General features: G+C 71.2%; 15 protein-coding genes. 9 read left to right on the forward strand and 6 right to left on the reverse strand.

The window, feature by feature from the left end:
- Positions 1–6 precede the first annotated feature (6 nt).
- Positions 7–1,713 (forward strand): diguanylate cyclase CdgB, encoded by a 1,707-nt coding sequence (gene cdgB, locus CUT83_RS17075; protein ID WP_101256705.1) that lies wholly within the window; start codon positions 7–9, stop codon positions 1,711–1,713.
- 126 nt (positions 1,714–1,839) lie between these two features.
- Positions 1,840–2,814 carry a carbohydrate-binding protein gene (locus CUT83_RS17080; RefSeq protein WP_101256706.1) on the forward strand — a complete coding sequence of 325 codons (975 nt, stop codon included), beginning with the start codon at positions 1,840–1,842 and terminating at the stop codon, positions 2,812–2,814.
- A 54-nt stretch (positions 2,815–2,868) separates the two neighbouring features.
- Here CUT83_RS17080 and CUT83_RS17085 read toward each other — a convergent pair whose 3' ends face one another.
- From CUT83_RS17085 to CUT83_RS17100, 4 genes are all read right to left on the reverse strand, one after another.
- Positions 2,869–3,756 (reverse strand): class II fructose-bisphosphate aldolase, encoded by an 888-nt coding sequence (locus CUT83_RS17085; protein WP_101256707.1) that lies wholly within the window; start codon positions 3,754–3,756, stop codon positions 2,869–2,871.
- A 128-nt stretch (positions 3,757–3,884) separates the two neighbouring features.
- The gene (locus CUT83_RS17090) at positions 3,885–4,823 is read right to left on the reverse strand and encodes a 1-phosphofructokinase family hexose kinase (RefSeq protein WP_101256708.1); all 939 of its coding nucleotides are present in this window, start codon (positions 4,821–4,823) and stop codon (positions 3,885–3,887) included.
- Between the two features lie 159 nt (positions 4,824–4,982).
- Positions 4,983–6,248: an N-acetylglucosamine-6-phosphate deacetylase gene (nagA, locus tag CUT83_RS17095; RefSeq protein ID WP_101256709.1), complete on the reverse strand. Its 1,266-nt coding sequence runs from the start codon at positions 6,246–6,248 to the stop codon at positions 4,983–4,985.
- Complete coding sequence (locus CUT83_RS17100) at positions 6,245–7,201, reverse strand: ROK family protein (RefSeq protein ID WP_101256710.1); 957 nt, start codon at positions 7,199–7,201, stop codon at positions 6,245–6,247. Before CUT83_RS17100 ends, nagA begins: the two co-directional genes overlap by 4 nt.
- 181 nt (positions 7,202–7,382) lie before the next feature.
- Here CUT83_RS17100 and CUT83_RS17105 point away from each other — a divergent pair, with 181 nt between their 5' ends.
- From CUT83_RS17105 to CUT83_RS29855, 6 genes are all read left to right on the forward strand, one after another.
- On the forward strand, positions 7,383–7,808 hold the full coding sequence (locus CUT83_RS17105) for a hypothetical protein (protein WP_143688577.1): 426 nt from the start codon (positions 7,383–7,385) through the stop codon (positions 7,806–7,808).
- Positions 7,805–7,990 carry a hypothetical protein gene (locus CUT83_RS17110; protein WP_101256712.1) on the forward strand — a complete coding sequence of 62 codons (186 nt, stop codon included), beginning with the start codon at positions 7,805–7,807 and terminating at the stop codon, positions 7,988–7,990. The genes CUT83_RS17105 and CUT83_RS17110 overlap by 4 nt, the downstream gene beginning before the upstream one ends.
- A complete protein-coding gene (locus tag CUT83_RS17115) occupies positions 7,966–9,114 on the forward strand; it encodes a hypothetical protein (protein ID WP_143688578.1) in 1,149 nt (382 codons plus the stop codon). The genes CUT83_RS17110 and CUT83_RS17115 overlap by 25 nt, the downstream gene beginning before the upstream one ends.
- Positions 9,115–9,317: 203 nt before the next feature.
- Positions 9,318–9,833 carry a hypothetical protein gene (locus CUT83_RS17120; protein WP_101256714.1) on the forward strand — a complete coding sequence of 172 codons (516 nt, stop codon included), beginning with the start codon at positions 9,318–9,320 and terminating at the stop codon, positions 9,831–9,833.
- 19 nt (positions 9,834–9,852) lie between these two features.
- Complete coding sequence (locus CUT83_RS17125; protein ID WP_101256715.1) at positions 9,853–12,195, forward strand: hypothetical protein; 2,343 nt, start codon at positions 9,853–9,855, stop codon at positions 12,193–12,195.
- Positions 12,196–12,257: 62 nt separating this feature from the next.
- On the forward strand, positions 12,258–13,301 hold the full coding sequence (locus CUT83_RS29855; protein ID WP_143688579.1) for a hypothetical protein: 1,044 nt from the start codon (positions 12,258–12,260) through the stop codon (positions 13,299–13,301).
- 57 nt (positions 13,302–13,358) lie between these two features.
- Here the strand turns inward: CUT83_RS29855 and CUT83_RS17130 are convergent, their stop codons facing one another.
- Together CUT83_RS17130 and CUT83_RS17135 are read right to left on the reverse strand one after the other, a co-directional pair.
- Positions 13,359–14,378 carry a DUF5954 family protein gene (locus tag CUT83_RS17130; RefSeq protein WP_101256716.1) on the reverse strand — a complete coding sequence of 340 codons (1,020 nt, stop codon included), beginning with the start codon at positions 14,376–14,378 and terminating at the stop codon, positions 13,359–13,361.
- A gap of 194 nt (positions 14,379–14,572) precedes the next feature.
- Positions 14,573–15,532, reverse strand: a complete 960-nt coding sequence (locus tag CUT83_RS17135) for an SIS domain-containing protein (protein WP_101256717.1) — start codon at positions 15,530–15,532, stop codon at positions 14,573–14,575.
- A 252-nt stretch (positions 15,533–15,784) separates the two neighbouring features.
- Here CUT83_RS17135 and CUT83_RS17140 point away from each other — a divergent pair, with 252 nt between their 5' ends.
- Positions 15,785–16,051: a DUF3263 domain-containing protein gene (locus CUT83_RS17140; RefSeq protein WP_101256718.1), complete on the forward strand. Its 267-nt coding sequence runs from the start codon at positions 15,785–15,787 to the stop codon at positions 16,049–16,051.
- Positions 16,052–16,078: the final 27 nt, after the last annotated feature.

Raw genomic sequence — 16,078 nt, forward strand, 5'->3', positions numbered from 1 at the left:
GGGCGGATGGAAGCCGAGTCGGAGCCGTACGTGTGCCTCGCCACCCTGCGCAGGCTCCACCAGTCCATGGCGGACCTCAACGCCGCCCGCAGCCTGGCGGACACCCTGCAGACCGTCGCCGACGGCATCGTGAAGGGCCTCGACTTCGAGCTGGCCGCGGTCAACCTCGTCAAGCCCGACGGAGACCTCGTGGTGGCGGCCGTCGCGGGCAGTGAGGGCGCCGAGGCGATGATGGCGGGCCGTACGGGCTCGCGGGCGGCCTGGGAGCGGCGGCTGGCGCTGGGTGAGCGCTGGGGCGAGCTGCGCTTCATCCCGTACACCGAGGCGTGGGTCCTGATGGACGACGACGTGCCGCAGTGGCACACCGCCGGGCCGGCCCCGCGGTACGCCGACGAGTGGCATCCGATGGATCTCCTCATGGCGCCGATGCACTCCTCCGACGGAGAGCTCCTCGGCGTCATCTCCGTCGACAAGCCGCGCAACGGGCGGCGCCCGGGCGCGTGGGGGCGCGAAGCGTTGCAGATGTACGCCTTTCAGGCGGGGATTGCGATCAGCAACGCCCGGCTGCGCGCAAACATGCAGCGCGCGCTGGTCCGCCTGGAGCGTGAGCAGCAGGCGCTGAGGTCGAGCGAGGAGAGCTTCCGGCAGGCCTTCGAGTACGCGCCCAGCGGTATGGCGGTCACCGAGCTGGGCGGCGACCAGCACGGGCGGCTGGTGCGCGCCAACGACGCACTGTGCCGGCTGCTGGGCCGCCCGGCGGCGGCGCTGCGGCGCTGCGGCTTCTCCGACCTCGTCCACCCCGAGGACCTGACGACCCTGTTGCGCACCTCCGCGGAGGGCGGCCGGGCCGAGCTGCGGCTGGCGCGGCGCGACGGCTCCTTTCTGTGGGTCTCCCTGCGCAATTCGGTGGTGGCCGACGCCACCGACGGCCCGCGCTTCCTGCTCACCCATGTCGAGGACATCGAGGAGCGCAAGCGGCACGAGCTCCAGCTCGCCCACCGCGCCAGCCACGACTCGCTCACCGGTCTGCCCAACAGCGCCGAGCTGCGGGCGCGGCTCGGCGCGCGGCTGTGCGACAAGCCCGCGCCGGTGCCCGACGCCGCGCAGATGGGCCCCGGGGGAGCCGGCGGCGCGCTCGACGGCGGGTTCGGGCCCGAGGGCTTCGGCGCCGGCGGGTTCGGCCTCGACGGCTTCGGGCGGGACGGTTTCGGCCCAGGCGGTTACCGGGACGGCTTCGGGGGAGTCCTGCCGGAGCCGTCCGGCGGTTACGAGCACCACGTCCACACCGTTCCGCCCGCGAGCGACGATCCCTCGGAGAAGGGACTGGCCGTCCTCTTCTGCGACCTCGACGGCTTCAAGTCGATCAACGACCGCTTCGGCCACCACTGCGGCGACGCCGTGCTGATCGAGGTGGCCAGACGTCTTTCGAGTGGTGTTCGCGACAATGACACCGTCGCGCGGCTGGGTGGTGACGAATTCGTCGTCCTGGCGGACGGGCTGTGCCGCGGTGACGCCGCTGACCTGGCCGTACGGCTGCGCAACGCGATCATTCCGCCCATCCGCGTGGAGGGGCGCGCGGTACGGGTGGGAGCGAGCTTCGGCATCAGCTGGGCGGGGTGCGGGATGTCCGCCGAGGAGGTCCTGCACTCCGCCGACCAGCGGATGTACGTTGAGAAGCGGTCGCGGTCCAAGGCCCACCGCCGGGCCGGATGAGGCCTGGACGGCCCCGGCGCCGGGTGTGCGGCGGGACGCGGTGCGAGGGGTCACGGACACCGCGCTCTTTAACCCGAAAGAGGTAGGCTGCGCCGGGCAGGCACCCGTCATGGAGGAGCGCACGGAATGACCGCCGGTAACAACGGCTCGGGCACGCCGGAGAACGACGACCCGTTCGCCTACCTCTACCGCTCCGAGGGCGGTACGAGCGGTGACACGGGCGCCGCGGCGTCACAGCCCGGAGTGCCTCGCACCTCGTACAACCACGTCCGGGCCGTGGGCGAGCGCCGCTACGGCGGGCAGCAGGGCCAGCAGCAGGCGCCGCAGCAGCCCCAGCAGCAGGCGCACCAGCCCAGCGCGCACTACGCGGCTCCCGAGACCGTGCCCGGCGGCCGTGCCGCCGCGCGGCGCGAGGCCGCCGCGGCCGGTCCGGCCGGCCGGGGGCGGGGCCGCAACCACAACGGCCTGCTGGTGGGCGCGCTGGCGGTCGTCGCCGCCGTGGTCCTCGGAGTGGGTGCCGCGGTCTTCTTCAGTGACGGCGACGACGCGAACGCCAACCAGACCGGCGGCACCCAGGCCGCCACCTCCGGAGCCGGCGAGGGCGAGAGCGGCGGAGGCGACGGGGACGACCAGGACAAGGACGCCGAGAAGAACAAGGAGAAGAAGCCGGGCCCCCTCCCCTCCGAGGACGCGGCCAGCCTCCAGCTCGGCGGCGGGGCGACCACGGACAAGACCGTCCAGGGCGCCGAGTCCAGGAACGGCGCGTACGTCACCGGCTTCGACAAGCCCGGCACCTCGGCCACCTGGACCTTCGAGGTCCCCGAGGACGGCAAGTACACGCTGTTCGTCGGCTACGGAGTGCCGGGCAAGGACGCCGACTCCGCGCTCGCCGTCAACGGCACGCCCCACAAGGGCGGGCTGAACATGAAGAACTTCGCCAAGGCGGGCGAGGGCGAGTGGGAGAAGGGCTGGACCCGCACCTTCGCCTGGGTCAACCTGAACGAGGGCACCAACACCGTCAGGATCTCCTGCGAGGAGGGCAACCAGTGCGGGTTCGCCCTCGACCGGGTCTGGCTCAAGGAAGGCCACGTCCGCGGCTGACGCCGCCGTGGCAGGCCGCGACAGGGGCCGGCGGCGCGGGGCGGCGCGGGCGTGTCAGCCGCCGACCACCTTCAGGAAGGCCGCGACCGTCCGCGCCATCGCCTCCCGCGCAGGGGACAGGTAGCGGCGCGGATCGACGGCCCGCGCGTCCTGCGCGAGGAAGGCGCGGACGGCCCCGGTGAAGGCGGTGTTCAGCGCCGTCCCCACATTGATCTTCGTCATTCCGGCCGCGACCGCCCGCCGCAGCTCCCCGTCCGGCACCCCGGACGAGCCGTGCAGCACCAGCGGCACGGGGACGGCCTCGCGCAACTCGCCGATGAGGGTGTGGTCGAGGACGGCGGTGCGCTCGGTCATCGCGTGGGAGCTGCCGACCGCGACGGCCAGGGCGTCCACCCCGGTGGCGGCCGCATACGCCGCCGCCTCGGCGGGGTCGGTGCGCACGCCGGGGGCGTGCGCGTCGAGTGTCCCGCGCCCCTCCTCCGGCTCCCCGCTCCCCGGCTCCCGGTCGCCGGGCTTGCCGCCGATCCGGCCCAGCTCGGCCTCCACCCACATCCCGTGCGCGTGGCCGAAGCGCACGGCCTCCGCCGTGGCCGCCACATTGCGGTCGTAGGGCAGCTTCGAGGCGTCGAACATCACCGAGCCGAACCCGGCCTCCGGCGCGGCACGCAGCAGCTCGGGGCTCTCCACATGGTCCAGGTGCAGTGCCAGAGGCGCGCCGGAGGCCCGCGCCACGGCCGCCGCGGCGGCGGCGACGGGGGCGAGCCGGCCGCCGCGGAAGCGCACGGCGTTCTCGGAGATCTGGAGGATGGCGGGCATGCCGGCGGTCTCCGCGCCGGCGGCGATCGCCTCGGCGTGCTCCAGGGTGATGACGTTGAACGCGGCGACGCCGCGGCCGGACGCGCGCGCGTCCGCCACGAGTTCTCCGCTGCCGACCAGTGGCATGCCCGCCCCTTCTCCGTGCCCGTCCCCGCGCCCGTCTTCTCCGCCCGCCGCCGTCCGGCCGCTGTCCCGCCGTCCGGCCGCTGTCCCGCCGTCCGGCCGGGATGCCGGAGGATCCGCCGGGCGGCCCGTCAGACGGCCGCCATCTGCCGGTCGATCCGCACCCCGGGCAGCAGCTCCTCGTACAGCACCCGGTCGAACTCCCCCGCGGCCTCGGCCCGTACGGTCGCCGCCGACAGGGCGGCGGCACGGGCCAGCCGGTCCGGCCAGGGCAGGCCCTCCACGACTCCGGACAGCAGCGCGGCCACCACCGAGTCCCCCGCCCCCGTCGGGTTGCCCGCCAGCCGCCGGGGCGGCTCGACGCGCCAGACGCCCTCCGGGGTGAGGCCCAGCAGCCCGTCCTCGCCCAGCGAGGCGACCACCGAGTGCGCCCCGCGCCGCTGCGCCAGCCGTGCGGCCCGCAGCGGCTCGGTGGTGCCCGTTATCCCGGCCAGCTCATGGGAGTTGGGCTTGACGACGTCCGGCCGGGCGGCCAGCCCGCGCAGCAGCGGCTCCCCGCTGGTGTCCAGCAGCACGGGCACGCCCGCGGTGCGCGCGGCGCGCACCAGCGTCCCGTACGCCCCCACGGGCACCCCGGGCGGCAGGCTGCCGCACAGGGCGACGGCGGTGGCGTCGTGCAGCAGGCCGCCGTAGACGTCCAGGAAGCGCTCCCACTCGGCGGGGGCTATCTGCGGGCCGGGCTCGTTGAGCACGGTGGCGTCCCCGGAGGCCTCGTCCACGACCGTGACGGTGCGGCGGGTGTCCCCGCCGACGGCGACGAACGCGTCCCCGACCGGGCCCTCCTCCGTCACCTCCGACAGCAGCGCCCGCAGCCGGTCGCCGTTCGGGCCGCCGGTGAAGCCGGTCACCAGCGTCTCGTGGCCCAGCGCGCCCAGGACCCGCGCCACGTTCAGGCCCTTGCCGCCCGGACGCTCGGCGACCTCCCGGACCCGGTGGGAGGCGCGCGGCTCCAGACGGGGGACGCGGTAGGTGATGTCCAAAGCCGCGTTGAGCGTGACGGTCAGGATCATCCGGTACTCCGCCTCCCACCGGCGAGTGTGAACGTTCGGCATACGCACGGTGGCGCGGGGCCGCCGACCGTGCGAGTGATCATGCCAAAGCGGAGGCGGCCGGCCCAGAGGGCGGAGACGCCCGTCCGCGCTCGATGTGGGAACGAGACCGTAACGCAATCAGGCCGTCGCGCCGCCGCGTACAACCCCGGCGGGCTCCGCGGAGTCCGGGAGGCGAGGGGGCACCACCCACTCGCCCCGGCGCATGACGCCCGCGACCCGGTAGCCGCCGTCCAGCACCACCAGGTCGGCGTACTTGCCGGGCTCGATCGACCCCACCCGGTCGGCGACGCCCAGCAGCCGCGCCGGGTTGAGCGCCAGGGCCCGTACCGCGTCCTCGATGCGCAGGCCGTCCACCGTCACCGCGCGCCGCAGCGCCTCGTCCAGGGTGAGTGTGGAGCCGGCGATCGAGCCGCCCTCCACCAGCCGGGCGACGCCGTCGGTGACGCGCACCTGAAGCGGGCCGAGCGGGTAGAGGCCGTCGCCCATGCCGGCCGCGCCCATGGCGTCGGTGACGAAGGCGACCCGGCCGGCCCCGGCGCGGGCGAAGGCCAGCTCCAGGACGGCGGGGTGCAGATGGACGCCGTCGTTGATCAGCTCGACGGTGACCCGCTCGTCCTCCAGCAGCGCCGCCACCGGGCCGGGGGCGCGGTGCAGCAGCGGGGGCATCGCGTTGAACAGGTGCGTGGCGACCGTCGCACCCGCCCCGACTGCCTCCAGCACGGCCTCGTAGGAGGCGTCGGTGTGGCCGACCGCCGCGATCACCCCGCTGTCGGCCAGCAGCCGCACCGACTCCAGACCGCCGGGCAGCTCCGGCGCGAGCGTGACCATCCGTGCCGCGCCGCGCGCCGCCTCCACCAGCTTGCGCACGTCGGCCGGGTCGGGATCGCGCAGCAGGCCGGGGTCGTGGGCGCCGCAGCGGCTGCGGGCGATGAAGGGACCCTCGAAGTGGATACCCGCCAGGTCGCCCTGCTCCACCAGCTCCGAGAGCGCGGCGGCCTGCCGGGCGAGTTCGTCCAGACCGCCGGTGACGGTGGAGGCGGCCATCGTGGTGGTGCCGTGCGCACGGTGGGTGGCGATCACCCGCAGCGCCTCCTCGGCCGTCCCCGCGGAGAAGGACGCCCCGCCGCCGCCGTGGACGTGCATGTCGACGAAGCCGGGTACGACCCAGTGGCCGGTCAGGTCGAGCGTGCCCGCCTCCCCGGGGGCGTCGGCGGCGATGCGCGAGCCCTCCACCGTCACCCTGCCGCCCTCGGCCACGCCGTCCGGCAGCACTACCCGGGCGCCCGTCAGCACGGTGCGCCGCGCCCCGGCCGGCCGGGCGCTCGCCGTCGGCGCTTCTGCCGTCCGCGCCCCCGTCGTCTGCGCCGTCTTCGGACCGGTCATAGGCTCGCAACCTCCGCGGAGAGTAGGTCCCAGGCGAGGAGTCCCGCGCCCAGGCACCCGGCGGCGTCCCCCAGGGCCGCCGGAACGATCGTGGGGACGTGCTGGAAGGTGACCTTGGCGCGTACGGCCTCGCGCAGCGGCGCCAGAAGCGTCTCGCCCGCCTCCGCCAGCCCGCCGCCGACGATCAGCACCCGCGGGTCCAGCAGGGTGATCGCGGTGACCAGGCCCTCGGAGAGGGCGTCGACCGCGTCGCGCCAGACGGCGGCGGCCCGCGGATCGCCCGCCTCCACGGCCCGGGCGGCGCCGGCCGCCGTCGCCCCCGGATCCCCGCACGCCTCGGCCCAGGCCCGGCCCACGGCGGCGGCGGAGGCGAACAGCTCCAGACAGCCGCGCCGCCCGCAGCCGCACTCGGGCCCGCCGGGCCGTACGGTGATGTGGCCGATCTCACCCGCGCCGCCGTGCGCGCCCGGCTCCACCCGGCCGTCGATCCCGACGGCCCCGGCGATGCCGGTGCCCAGCGCCGTGAACAGGAAGCGGTCCACGCCCGCCCCCGCCCCGATCCGCCCCTCGGCGAGCCCGCCGGCGCGCACGTCGTGCCCGAGGGCGACGGGCACCCCGCCCAGCCGTCCGGACACCAGATCGCGCAGGGGCACGTCCCGCCAGCCGAGATTGGTGGAGTAGACGGCCGTCCCCGCCGCGTCGTCGACGATCCCCGGCACCGCGATCCCCGCGGCCACGGGCTCGGCGCCGTACCGCGCGACCCCGGCCTCCCGCAGCCTTTCGGCGAACGCGAGCACGTGTCCCACCACGGCGTCCGGCCCGTCCTCCCGTCCGGTGGGCCGCCGCGCCTGGTGCAGCAGTGTGTGGCCGGGCCCGACGAGGGCGCCCTTCAGCCCGGTGCCGCCCACGTCGAGGGCGACGACATACGCGGTTTCGTCATGCCGAGGAGTCACGGGGACAGTCTCACCTGTCACCCGCGAAAGGTCTAGTCCACTTTACCGCCGGTCGGAGCCGTGCCTGGGGCCCGGACGCCATGAGCAGGCACGCAGGGCCGAACGCTGTTCGGCGAGCTGTGGAAAACCCAACCCCCTCCATCCCCTCTGTTAGCGTCGGGCGAGGACCGGCAGGGGGATCATGGGGAGTCTGTGGAAACGCGGTCGGCTGCGTACCACTGTTCTGGGGGTGGCGGTCCTCGCCGTCGTGACGGCGGTGATCGCCTACTCAATGCGGGACGAGGAATACCTGAAAGCCAACCGTGCGCAGGTACGGAAGGCGTGCGCCGGCCTGCTGCCCGCCGCCCACCTCGACCCGTTCCTGCCCCGCGACTCGGCCGTGACGCACGGGCAGTACGGCATGCTCCTCGAACCCGGCCACGAGAGCCGCGCGTTCATCGACTGCCGACTCGACTGGACCGGTGACGGCGGGAACGGCGACCGCAGCGTCCACATGCGGGCGGAACCATGGGGCCCGGCGACGTACTGCCCTCCGCCGACGACGACGTGCTCCCCATCTCGGTCACGCCCGAACTCGGCCACCACCTGGATTCGGATGGAAGAGTGACGCGGCACGAGGAGGACGGGTCCGCACTGAGCAAGGCGGCACGCGAGGAACTGTCGCGGACGGCGCGAACCGCACTCGACCGTTACCTCGGTGCCCCCGGCGGCCGGCCCGAGCGAACGCACTGCCGTGACACCACGGTCCTGGGGGAGGTGGCGGAATGGCGATCCACCGACGACGAGTGATCGCCGCCGGGATCTTCCTCGGCATGGTGTTCACGCTTCCGATGGGGCGCTCCTGGTACGAGGAGAGGAGCGAACGGCAGGCCTCCGAGGAACTGCTGAGCGACGCATGCGGCGGAGTGCTTCCCGAACGCGAGGCGCGGGCGATTCTTGGCAGTGGCCCGCTGAGCGGGGAATCGGATTCCGCACGCGATGAGGAAGGCCTCGGCCGGAAGGACGAACCGCTGGAGACCGGCTGCTTCGTCGCCCGGAAGAGGCCCGAGAAGGCCTATGGCTTCGAGCAGGCATCGGTCGGAGTGTCGCTTCACGGCACCCGTGTTCCGGGTGGTGGGGAGGACGGGGAGAGGGAACGGCTGGACGACCCCTATCCGGCTCTCTATGCGAACGCACCGGCGCCCCTGCCGGACGGCTGGACCGGTTTCTTCTCGATACGTGACGCCGCCCACGAGGACCGCGGGACCGCCGCCGTGTTCCTGGACTGCTCCGGAGACCGCCGCGATCTGCTGGTCACCGTCAATGTGTCGGTGGAAGACGCCGACTTCGACGACCCTGCCCACCGGATCCGTACAGGACGCCTGGCCACGGCCACAGCGCGCAATGCCGCCCAGCAGTGGGGTTGTGAGGCACGATTCGGCGAACGGCTGAGCACGGTGCCGCTGCCCGTGGCCGACGACGAGGACGTCCCCCTCGAAGAGGCGGACGGGACGTGTGAAGGCGTCCCGGCGCGGGGCCGAACCTTCGCACGGGCCTGGGAGAGCGACCGGGGCGGTGCCCCGCAGGAGAAGTGCTCCGTCGGCAACAGCGGCGGCACCCCGCTCTACGCACTGCGGGCCTTCTACGGCCCGTACGCGACGAGTGCCCGCGCGGCCTGGGCGAAGCGGTACAGCTTCGAGGAGACGATCCCCGGACGCGCCCCCAGCGGGACGTTGCACGACGGCGGCATGTGGGCCACCGCCACCTGCCCGGCCCCGTTCGCCGGCGAGACCGCTCTCTTCACCATCGACCCCCTGGACAGGAAACGGGAGAAGTCGACGCGGGAGGAGACGGCGTACGAGCGGGCGGCGCTGAAGGCCTTCGCCGAGGCCTCGGCCGAACACCACGGCTGCTCCGCACCGCGACTCCCCTGACTCCCCCGCCCGGACGATCCATTCCGGGCGGGGGAGGTCCACTCGCCCTGCGAGTCACCGCAGTTGACGACCACTGTGCTCCGGTGCGAAACCCACTGTGATCATATGGATCCAATCCGCGCTCCCGTACACGCACGGGGAACGGCACAGCGGGCGGGACGCGGACTCCGACGGCGGACGAGGACGAGGGAGCGGGGGAGCACGTGTCCATCGAGGACCAGCGGCCCACGAGCACACGGTTGAACGAACTGGCACACCCGGGAGGCGGGGGAGGCCAGGGGCCCGGCGGTGATCTGGCGCACTCCGAGACGCAGAAGAAGAAGGCCGCCGGCTACATCGAGCAGCATCTGGGTCCCGACACCAAGAAGGCGAGCATCCTCGCCGAGGAGGACAGCGAGACCGCCGTCGGCGGCTCAAACGCCACCATCTGCACCACGGGGAAGCTGAACGGCTGGGAGGTGGCCAGGGGGCTGTCCCACCGGCTGAACAAGTGGAAAAGGAACTCCAAACGGCTCCAGGGGCGCCTGGACGCCGAGCTCACCGGACTCCGTCAGACCAACACCCTCTTCGGGAACAACGAGACCGACACCAAGGCGTCCTTCAACGGAATCTCCCCTCTCCACCGCAGTGCCCTGAGCGACTACGCGCCCGGCGCCGGTTCCTCGCCGAGCCTGGCCCTGGACCGCCCGGCGGCGAAGAGCCCGATAGCGGACTTCTGAGCGGAAGAGGGGAACCGGCATGACAGTCGACTACGAGACGATCATCAACACCGGCCTGTCGAGCCTCTCCGACGCGGCGACCGCATGGGAGGACATGGGCAGGCGGTTCGGCGAGCTGCACGACAACTACCGCGACCACGTCAAGGCCGCGGTGGAGGCCGACGGCTGGCGGGGCGAGTCGGCCACGACGTTCAAGAGCCAGGCCCAGGTCACGCTGGAGGAGTACGCGGGCGCGCGCGACGAGGCCAAGGCCGTCGGTGGGCTGCTGAAAGAGGCGTACAGGACGCTCAACTCCCGGCGCAACAAGGTCATCGAACTGCGTGATCAGGCCATTGAGGCCTGCATGACCGTCAACCCGTACTCCGGCCGCTGCACCGCGGACCTCGCCAGGATGGACGAGGACAGGGCGGAGATCTACCGCAGCAACCAGCTCGCCCGCCAGGAGCTGGAGGAATCCTGGACGAACAAGATCCTCGACGCGGTCAAGAACGTCCAGGACGCCGACGAGAACTTCCGCATGGCGCTCATGTCGGACCCGTCCGACGGCAACAAGGGCCTGCTGGACGGCTTCAACGGGGCGCTCAAGGGTGACGCGGGCGAGGCCAATGCCGCACGCGCCGAGGAGCTTTACGACAAGATCAGGCGGGGCGAGAAGCTCTCCGACGCGGAGCGGAAAGAACTCGACCTCCTGATGCGGGAGAACAAGTCCGACCAGGAGTTCAGCCGTACCCTCATCACCTCCCTGGGCGGCCCCGACGGTGTCATCCGCACGCACAACGAGCTGACCGACCGTGCGTACTTCGAGGAGACCGGCCGGAAGAGGCAATACCTGAGCATGGACCGGCACCTGGCCGACGTCATCGCCACCGCCACCAAGGTCGAGGGCAAGGGCAGGGAGAGGGAAGAGGACCAGAGGTTCTACGACAAGTGGATGAAGAACCTCAGGGAAGCCGGCCTCAAGGAGTACGACGCCGAGATCGTCAGCCAAGCCAACAACGACCAGAGGATGCGGGGCTACCAGTCGATCGTCACCCTGATGCAGAACGGCAGCGGCTACAGCGAGCAGTTCCTGCACGACCTCGCCGATGACATCCGCGCCGCCGAGGACTCGAAGCAGACAGGTGAGGACTCGAAGCGGAAGGGCGACCCCGACATCTGGGACCTCGACCGGGGGTTCGCGGGTACGAGGAAAGAGGACGGCACCTTCGCACGGGACGGGGACAGCTGGTTCGCCAACGACCCCTACGACGGTGTCCTCGGCATCATGAGCAAGACCCCCGACATCGCCACCGCCTACTTCGACCCTGACACGGCTGCCGGAAAGGACCGCCTGCACTACCTCCAGAAAGAACGTGACTGGGATCTGGTCAACACCTCCGATTACCGCAAGGTCGAGGTGTCCGGCCCGGACAAGGCCGACGCCGACAGCCACGTCGGCTTCGGCGCGGCCCTGGAGGCCGCCATGACCGGCCAGGTCCCCGGTGGAGGCTCCGGAGAAACCGGATCGGACAGTATCGAGGCGCGTACTGAGGAGGAAAAGGAGAAGGCCGAGCGCGACGCCAGAAGCCGGGTCCGGGTGTTTGAGGAGGTGGTGAAATCCTACGCAAATATTTCTGCTGTCGATAAGACCGCCATTCCTGAGAATGTCCGGCAGAACATGGCAAACACCATCGCCTACTACCCGAGTGACGTCCACGACATCATTGGCACGAATGCAGATTTTTCTCGGGACTCGGCGAAGACCGAGCCAAATGATGTAAGCCTCCACAGAACGAAGATGCTGCAGTTCATTCGCGGAGTGTCTGAAGATGGCGGAGCGTTCAGGACGATTCACGACTCCCAGATGGCGATCGTAGCGAACGATATCGTTGGCCTGAACAAGGATGACCTTCAGGGTGGGAGTGGGGAAGCCCGGGAGGTAGCGCGGACCAGTGGCCAGACAATGGGTTCCCTGGACTACATACGCGCTGATGTTCTCGGCTCTCACCGTGACGATGAAATATCCCGGAATAATTGGGAGAAGGTATACAGGTATCACTCGACGGGCGCTCTGTTTACTAACATTCCAATAGTGGGTGACTCGATCCAGCGCTTCATCGACATAGGTACGGGAAAGCTGGCCGAGGACCTGAACGGGGAGATTGAGGGCAAAACAACAGAAGAGCTCATACGACACTACTCGACCCATGGACTTCCCCGCCTGGAGAAAATGTTCATACTAAGGGCGGAGGGTGTCGGTCTTTCTGAGTACGACCTGAGTGATGGCGGGTCCGACTTCCATGAATCTGTCCTGACGGAGGTTGAGCGTGACTACTCTTCCGCTATACATGGCGCACAGGGTGCGACGGGGACGAGGAGATGATGAATAGCCGGAAGGGCGGGGTGCTCAGGGTGTCGAGGAGGCGAACCTCGATCTTGGCTGCCGTGGCTGCCCTGGTGTTTTTCGGTGGATTGCTCTATCTGTTCGGCGAGAGGGGGGCGGGAGAGAGGGAAGAGGAATCCCTCTGTGGGGGGTATCTAAGTTTCGCAGATGTGTCGAAAATTGGGGGCGGGGAAGAACGGGGTTACGAATCATCCTTGGTGAACGTTCAAGAGGACCTGAGTGGCTACAGGGGGTCTTCATCGGGTGAGGATGGGGTGATATCGCGCTGCGGAATCTGGCTGGGGATGCAGAACCTTGCGGAGGTCGAGGTGTTCGCGGCCTGGGAATTCGGCCCTTATCAGGGGCGGAGGGTGCCGCCGGACTGGTATGTGGAGGAGGCCCCCCTCGGGTCTGGGTTGGCTGGGTGGACGGACGAGGGAAGGGCTGATGTTTGGCTGCCCGAAAAATGCTCAACTGTCTTCAAGTCCGACGGGGTTCCGATTCAGGTGCAGTTGGAATTGAAGAACCCCAGAGATGGATATCAGCATGACTCGGGCCGCACGCGTCGCCTCATGGCTGAAGTTCTTACTTCCTATGCCGAGAACCTTGCGAAAGAAAGAGGATGCGATTCCGCGGAATTCGGAGTTGTCGAGGAGGTCCCAGAAGTCTCTGTGGTCGAAGATCTCCCCGTGGATGGTCATTGCGGCCTTTCGGGATTTGAGGTTCTGCGTGTTGATTCGAGTCGGGAATTCATTCGGCAGCGCACAGTGGGAGACATCGAGGGGGACTGGAGTTGCGTACTGACTCGAGATGGCGAAGAGGGGGTGTATGCGCTTTCGGCTTTTGCTGTCACCAGCAATAAGCAGATTATATCCCGATATAAGAGTTCCAGCGAGGAGCCTTCCGAGTACTTCCATGCCGATCTCCTCTCGTGCGGTTCCGGGGAATACCTTGTGCAGACTGCGCATGCAGGGGTGGACAGGGAGAACCACAGCGAAAACGACAAGAAGTCTCACGAGTACGCAGAGGCTGACCTTCTGGCCGCTGGAGATCTGCACAGTAGATTTTTCGAAGCCTTCCAAAAATCCCTGAGATGCTCTTCGTGAAGAAGGGGAGGTCTTCGGTCAGTACCCGGCCGGGTACTGACCGAAGACCTCCAGGGTTCAGTCGCGGAGGATGTTTCCGAACTCGTCCATCACCGGGTGGAGCCGCATCGGCGGCTGGGGGTCCCGGTCCGAGGGGCGGGAGGTCTCGGGCCCGTCGGGGCCGACGCGGATCAGCCGTTCCACGCGGACGATCCGGAAGCACCGGCCGCGCACCCGCAGTTCGTCGCCGCGCGGGGTGCGGGTCACGTACTCGTCGGCCGCCCGTGCTTCCTCCTCGGCCTCGTCCGCCGGGACGTCGTAGAGCAGGGGCCGGATCTCCTTCAGATGGTTCACCATCGACCGCCGGGCGTCGTGGGGGGTGGGCAGGGAGGCGCAGACCGGCTCCCAGGAGTCCTCCTTCTCCTCGGCGAAGGCGAAGGCGGCGGGCAGGAGCACCACGCCGGGGTGGGTGTCCAGGGCGCGCAGGGAGTCGGCCCGCACTTCCTCCGGGTAGCGCGCGGCCCGGTAGGCCAGCGACAGCAGCTCGACCCGCTGGATGCCCGTCATGAGACCCACGGCGGCGGCGTGGTCGACGACGAAGCCCTTCGTCCGTGAGACCGACCGGTCGCTCAGTTTCCAGGAGAGCGGCCCCGGGGGCTCGGGGTCGGTGGGGCGGGGCGGTTCCAGCCCGTCGGGGCCGATGCGGGCGAACTCGTCGCCGCGCACGACGCGGTAGCGGGTGTCGCCCACCGAGACCTCGTCCACCGGCTCGGTCTCCAGCCGGGCGACGGCGGCCAGCAGCCGGCGGCGCAGCGCCCGGTCCTCGGTGTCGTCCCGGGCCATGAACCACAGGTACGAGTTGAGGCCGTCCCGGGCGAGCTGCGGGAAGCCGCTGTCCATGTCGCTCAGCAGCCGCCAGCGGGGGCCGTCCTCGGGCCGCTGCTCGGCGAAGCCGAAGACGGGCCCCCGGATCACGACATGCGGGTAGCGCACGGACGCCTCGACGGTGTCGTGCTCGGTGACCCGGGAGACGGGGTCGTCCTGGGCCCGTACGCGGATGGTCAGGTGGTCGGGTGACTTCTCACGGTGGTCCTTCATGCACCCACTGTGTTGGAGCCGCCCCGCCGCGTCAGCCGGTTCGCGGCGTTTCGGCACGTACAGTTCCCGGCTGTACGAGGGCTGTACGAGGGCTGTACGGGCTGTACGAGGTTTGTACGGGCGGTACGGGGGGCCGGTACGGGCGGCGGCACGTGGGCGGTACGAGCGGCCCCGGCGGGCCGCCGGCGGGCGCGTCAGCCCAGGACCACGCTGCGCGTGAGGTTGCGCGGCCGGTCCGGGTCCGCGCCGGAGGCCTCCGCCAGGGCGACCGCCAGGCGCTGGGCCCGGATCAGGTCGGCCATCGGGTCCAGCGCCCGCTCGCCCGTGCCCGGGCAGTCGGAGTCCGCCAGCAGCGCCCCGCCCACCCGCGCGATGTCGGCGGACAGCCCCTCCGGCAGGGAGCCCAGCAGCCAGACGGCACGGCCCGGGCGGGCGATCGCGATGGGACCGTGGCGGTACTCCATCGCCGGGTACGCTTCCGTCCACGCGCCGGCCGCCTCGCGCATCTTCAGCGCCGCCTCCAGCGCGAGCCCGTACGTCCAGCCGCGGCCCAGGAACGTCCACTGCTCGGCCTCCAGCGCGGCCGGGGGCAGCGGCTGGACGACGGCCAGCTCCGCGTCGACCGCCGCCTGCTCGACCGGCTTCACCCCGGCCGGCGGCGCGCCGTGCCGCTCCAGGCCCGCGCGCAGCAGCGCCAGCGCCGTCGTGGCGAAGCGGGTCTGGACGACCGACTCCTCGTCGGCCCAGTCCAGGACGGCGGTGTGCTCGGCGGTCTCCATCACGGGCGTGGCCGGGTCGGCGGTCAGGGCGGTGGTCGGCACGCGGCCCCGCAGGTGGGCCAGGAGGCCGAGCACCTCGGACGTGGTGCCGGAGCGGGTGATCGCCATCACCCGGTCGTACGCGCGCCCGGCCGGGAACTCCGAGGCCGCGAAGGCGTCCGTCTCGCCCTGCCCGGCGGCCTCGCGCAGCGCCGCGTAGGACTGGGCCATGAACCACGAGGTGCCGCAGCCCGTCACCGCCACCCGCTCGCCCGGGCGCGGCAGCGCCCCGGCGGACCCGGACCCCACCGCCTCCACCGCCTTCGCCGCCCGCCGCCAGCAGCCGGGCTGGGTGGCGATCTCGGCGGCGGTGCGGGACTGCTCTGCGGCGGTCATGCGGGGCTCCTCGTGGCGGGGGCGGGGGCGGGGGCGGGTGCGGGTGCGGAGGCGGGGTGGGGCGTGGAGCGCTGTGGTGCGGGACGGTGTGCGGTGTGCGGTCGGCGGTGGATCCCGGCGGGCGGGTACACGCATGTGGATAGCAGCCCCGGCCCGGGAGAGTGAAGCACCGTTGTCGAAGCGATACGCGATGGGGCGAGGGCCGTCCGGCGGCCGGGATGCGGTGTCCGAGCGCGGCAGTAGGTTGGAGGGGTGAGCACCGGCAGCGAGCAGCCGAGCGGCGGCGACGGCACCGGCGGCCTGTCCGAGGAGGACGAGGCCGTGCTCGCCGTCGAGCGCCGCGGCTGGCCGAGCCCCGGTGCCAAGGAGCGCGTGATACGCGAGCGCCTGGGCATGTCGCCCACGCGCTACTACCAAGTGCTCAACGCCCTGCTCGACGACCCGCGCGCCCTGGCCCGCGACCCGGTCACGGTCAACCGGCTGCGCCGCCGGCGCGACGAGCGGCGCGGGCTGCGGTAGGGACGGTGAGGGGACGGCCGCTGGGTA

The organism is Streptomyces barkulensis, assembly GCF_002843305.1.
Taxonomy (GTDB): domain Bacteria; phylum Actinomycetota; class Actinomycetes; order Streptomycetales; family Streptomycetaceae; genus Streptomyces; species Streptomyces barkulensis.

Bases quoted from the DNA above. Each gene is read 5' to 3' on its own strand.
- CUT83_RS17090 (WP_101256708.1), bottom strand. From the start codon at position 4,823: ATGATCCTGACCGTCACGCTCAACGCGGCTTTGGACATCACCTACCGC.
- cdgB (WP_101256705.1), top strand. From the start codon at position 7: ATGGAAGCCGAGTCGGAGCCGTACGTGTGCCTCGCCACCCTGCGCAGG.
- CUT83_RS17080 (WP_101256706.1), top strand. From the start codon at position 1,840: ATGACCGCCGGTAACAACGGCTCGGGCACGCCGGAGAACGACGACCCG.
- CUT83_RS17135 (WP_101256717.1), bottom strand. From the start codon at position 15,532: ATGACCGCCGCAGAGCAGTCCCGCACCGCCGCCGAGATCGCCACCCAG.
- CUT83_RS17125 (WP_101256715.1), top strand. From the start codon at position 9,853: ATGACAGTCGACTACGAGACGATCATCAACACCGGCCTGTCGAGCCTC.
- CUT83_RS17105 (WP_143688577.1), top strand. From the start codon at position 7,383: ATGGGGAGTCTGTGGAAACGCGGTCGGCTGCGTACCACTGTTCTGGGG.
- CUT83_RS17115 (WP_143688578.1), top strand. From the start codon at position 7,966: ATGGCGATCCACCGACGACGAGTGATCGCCGCCGGGATCTTCCTCGGC.
- nagA (WP_101256709.1), bottom strand. From the start codon at position 6,248: ATGACCGGTCCGAAGACGGCGCAGACGACGGGGGCGCGGACGGCAGAA.
- CUT83_RS17085 (WP_101256707.1), bottom strand. From the start codon at position 3,756: ATGCCACTGGTCGGCAGCGGAGAACTCGTGGCGGACGCGCGCGCGTCC.
- CUT83_RS17130 (WP_101256716.1), bottom strand. From the start codon at position 14,378: ATGAAGGACCACCGTGAGAAGTCACCCGACCACCTGACCATCCGCGTA.